The sequence below is a fragment of the Leptolyngbya sp. FACHB-711 genome (assembly GCF_014695615.1).
In the GTDB taxonomy this organism is placed as follows: domain Bacteria; phylum Cyanobacteriota; class Cyanobacteriia; order Elainellales; family Elainellaceae; genus Leptolyngbya_A.
The window spans coordinates 1-4,330 of record NZ_JACJOR010000574.1 but is presented as its reverse complement, the minus strand read 5'-3'; the positions used below and the strand labels follow the sequence as shown (position 1 = coordinate 4,330).

Below are 4,330 nucleotides of genomic sequence, written 5' to 3'. Positions count from 1 at the left end.
AAATCTCAGCGTTAAGCAAATCAGCCATTTCTTGCGCTTTCTTTTGAGCATTAGAAATGCTGCCCCCAGCCTCCATCGGCAAGTCGGAAAGCAACATTGTGAAGTCTTCCAGAGTGCCACCCTCATTGTGGGCAAAGAATTCAAGTGCATTTCGCAGAACCCCTTGTCCAATCTTGGCAGGCTTAGACTTGCCAGATGCGACAATCTCTTGCAAGCTATCGCGTGCCATATCGATCGCCTGATGCAGTTCATCGGGGTCTTTCGCCACTACCGAAAAATCAGGTAAGGGATTCAGGTTGAGAGGATTTGCCGCCTCACGTCCAGGAGTCCAGATAATGACCTCAGTATTTTCATGATATTGCTCAGCTTTTTGTCTATCCTCATCTCGCCAAGTGTCAGGAGAAGTTGTCCAGCGATCACCTAAACGCGCCAGGTCATTTGCACCATCAATGACGATCGATGGAATACCCATGAGAGCAGCTTCTTCCACGATTCGTCTGACTAAAACCGTCTTACCTGATCCGCTTCCAGCCAAGATAACCGTGTGTTTCGTTAAATCTTCTGCCCGAATCGAAATTGTTTCTTTAATTTGTTGCCTAACTAAACGTACTCCGATGGGTAGGTTGCTCAATGAAGTTTTTTGTCTATTTCTCTCATTAGGAGAGTCTTCTCTAGTTCTGCTAGCCTCCGATGCACTACTATCTGCTCTGGAACCAGGGATTCGACCCTCATCAACTGCACTGTCGAATAACCAGGTTACGCTTTCTTTAATGAAAGAAAGCTGAGAAACAGGTCGGCGGTCGCGCAACCACTGGTCAAAAGACGGGTATTTCTTCTCATCTGTTTTAAACTGATGCAATGCTTCTAGAGTACGAAGTTCATCCTCTGATGGATACCCAAACAAGCCGCCAGCTTCTCGAAATTGTCTCGTTAATTCTTGGTTCTTGGCTCCACCAGGAATGGGATGCGTTCGCACAAGAACTAACCGTCGAAAGCCTTCTAAGCCTTTGTCAATTCCTGATGCACTCATCGCCTCCAGTAATCGAGGTTGATAGGATTTATGATGGCTTTTTTGCAAGGCTCTAAGGCATAAATACCTTTCGCGCTCACCCTCGTTCTGAAAAATTAAAGAGATTTGTGCGTGTAATAGTGGGTAGTTTTTGTGCGCTGCAAATTCAACCTGGCAGGTCGGCACTACGCTAGATAAGGTCGGATTCTCTTGAACTAAGCAGTAGCAAGCCGTTTGTAGCCATTTACCAAGAATATTATCCTCATTGTCCGGCTCTAATGCATCCGCAAGATTGACTTGCTCCCTCGCTTTCGCAAACGCCTGGTCAAGTGTGTTGAAATCTGATTGAAGCGGAACTGTAAGAGATACAAGAGGAATTTCTGTCTTGTCTTTACTGTATGAATTTAGAACCGTGACCTGTTTTTGAGCTAAACATTCTTCTCGATGTTCATTACAGCGTCGTAGAATTTCCCTGGGATAAAGCCTGAGCGTAGAATTAAGAAACTCCTTGGAAAATGGCCAAGTTGGATAAGGTGGCGAGAAATTTACCCTTTCATAGGCTACTGCTAAGCGTTGCTCAACAAGCTCTTTAGCTGTCTCTTTATTGAGAACTGGACTTAGCGGCATTGGCTCCTTGAAGCGTCCTCGCACAGTACCGATTGTCTGAGCCTCGAGCGTTGTCCAAGTTCCTTCTATACAAGAAACAATGACTAGAGTGCGAGCAGTTCTCTCATACAAATTTGAGAGTCCTTCAGCAATTTTCTCGATGAGAAGCTTAGCTTGGGAGATGTTAATCCTTTGCTCTTCGGATATCTTGGAGAGTGCATCAGTTTCTACATCTGCAACAGCGCGAGCCTGCCCAACAACGGAGTCTAGCTGATCCAACGCAAGTACAGACGGTCCGCGCAAGCCCATGAGCCAAGACAGACCCTCTACAAGGCTTATATTGTCCATTGAGGTTCTAGAAAAGCCGAAAGCTTTCTTTTCTTCGTCGTCAATTTCTAATCCTCGTAGCCAGTTGTCTCCTATTCCTTGAGTATTGAAATCATTTGAATTGAGCAATATGAGTGCCCGGATAACATCGCGGAATTTGATGGTTAACGGCCGCTCTTTGCTAACTAATGCCGCTAGAATTGCCTGCGTCTCTTTATCCAGAGCTTGGGGTGATTCTTGAGCCAGCTGCTCGATTGAGATGGGACTACCCGTTAATTCAATCAGGCATTTGATAATTCCTTTGTATTGTGGTGTCCCGCTAATTTCATTTTCTTGTAGCGAACTAACATATCCCTCTAATACAGATTTCCAAAAATCACGAACATTACCCATGTCCGCTAAAATAAATCCGATTCCGTTAGAAAACGCCTGTTTTCTAACCTTGCTGAGCAGGTGTGTTTTTCCAGTACCTCCACTGCCAACTAAGACCATACCAAGTGGGGAGTTTGAATCTTCTGAGTTGCTTAGCCGATCAAGCTCATCAAAGATTTGATTGCGTTCGCTCTCATGCAGGCTGGGTACATCGTACTTGGGGTTGTGCCACACGCTTTTGATCTGTGTGGTTGAACCAAAATCAACATCTTTCAGGGCTTGTAGGGCTAAATTCTGATCGATCATCTCTGCTCTCACCCTTTCATGTATAAGATGTGACGCTTCGGTCCACCCATGTCGATCGCAGCCTTTTCATCTTCAGAATGAATTTCCTGTGGATCATCTAGCGGCATGAGACTCAGTTGTCCAGCAAGTTCCATTTCACCCAATGTCTTATCAATTTCTGTGCGCGGCAAATCACCAAGGTGCGTGCGCAATTCAGAAAGGCGCACTCTAACGTTATAACTACCGCCAGAGATCTCTAAATAGGCTTCGCGAACCTTCTCTTTCAAATTCGGTGGTGCTATTGTTATGTTAACCTCTGCAATTGCCCCGTTCTGGGAACGCAGAAATTCCGCCAGTGAAATGTCATGAGATTCTAAATACTCTTTAAGTTTCTTCAGCAGGTGTTGTAGCACAGTTGAGGCGTGAGGAGATCTTGTCCCTTCCACAACTAAATCATTCAGAGCACATTCCCAAACCTTGTCAGTCAGGATAATGTGACTTGACACACCGCGCTTTTCAATTTCGAGATAACCTCCTCCTGCAAGCTTTTCACGCTCAGAAGGTGTCAAATTAGGTTTGACTTTAGATACTGCTGGCTCCTCACCGCTCAGCAAAATATCCCATAATGCAAGAGCTTGCTTGGAAGTCGGTTGGAAAGACACTATTGCACCTCACCTGAAACAACTGGTACTACGACGAAACAGTACCACATTCAACCTTCAGTAACTTCAGCGCCCCTCACAATCTCATTATCCATTGTCTTGATTAGGTACCCCAAGGATAACAAGATGTCTTTAGTAGTTGCGACAATAATCTTAAAGTAACCGATTCGACAACCGATTATTGGCCAAATTAATCGCTCAAAGGCTGATTATGTGACTTTACCTGAATTTTAGACAGCAACATAACCCAAATTTTGGACAACTAGAGGGCTGAAACCATGATTCTTCCGTTAGTTCTCAAGACCAATTTTTCGGCGTTTTACCCCCAAATTTTGGACAAACATCAGTTTCTGAACCCAACGACTGAACAAAAGTGATTAGTAATTCTTTACATAACTTTTGAATCAAGATAAGAAATATGTGATAGGAGACATACGAACAATCTTGGATCGTGAGTCGCCCTCCAGAAGCATTTTCTGCAATCTATAACGCTTACTAGCGATCGCCCGCTCATCTTCCTCCATCTCTAGCGATCGTAACCGACAAGCTTCTCCCAGCCCTATAATCCCTGGAACGTTGAGGGTGCCCGATCGTATCCCTCGTTGATGACCGCCACCAAACATAAGCGGCTCCAAGTGACAATCACTTTTGTCAAGACTTCTTTGTTAAGAAACGTTCGGAAGCATAACTTTTCCGAGGTGCATAAGAAGCATAAGCGTTCCGTGACGGAAAAGTTATGCTTTCAATCACAAAAGAAAGATTTTGCAGCAGGAAAAATCTTATGGAGCTAAGCGGATTCGAACCGCTGACCTTCTCAATGCCATTGAGACGCGCTACCAACTGTGCTATAGCCCCTTACATCTCGCTAATGATGCCTTAATTCGGTGAGATTGTCAACTTCATCTGATTCGATCTGGCAATTCTCATTTTGGCAATTCAACTGGTGTTGTGCGGGATCTCTAGTTGAATCCCGATTGGCAGGGTGCGGTGTAGAGAAGCTGCTGAAGAGGAGACTTGACCTGCGCGACAATGATTCTCCGGTGAGCCTCACTGACGCTTGCACTCGATA

General features: G+C 44.9%; 2 protein-coding genes and 1 tRNA gene. All 3 read right to left on the bottom strand.

Features of this window, described 5'->3' with window-relative positions; translation table 11 throughout:
• On the bottom strand, positions 1 to 2,620 hold a 2,620-nt coding region (locus tag H6F80_RS28320; RefSeq protein ID WP_190794856.1), incomplete at its 3' end, for a helicase HerA domain-containing protein.
• A gap of 8 nt (positions 2,621 to 2,628) precedes the next feature.
• On the bottom strand, positions 2,629 to 3,261 hold the full coding sequence (locus tag H6F80_RS28315; RefSeq protein ID WP_190794855.1) for a hypothetical protein: 633 nt from the start codon (positions 3,259 to 3,261) through the stop codon (positions 2,629 to 2,631).
• Positions 3,262 to 4,043: 782 nt separating this feature from the next.
• A tRNA-Ala gene (locus tag H6F80_RS28310) sits at positions 4,044 to 4,116 on the bottom strand.
• Positions 4,117 to 4,330: the final 214 nt, after the last annotated feature.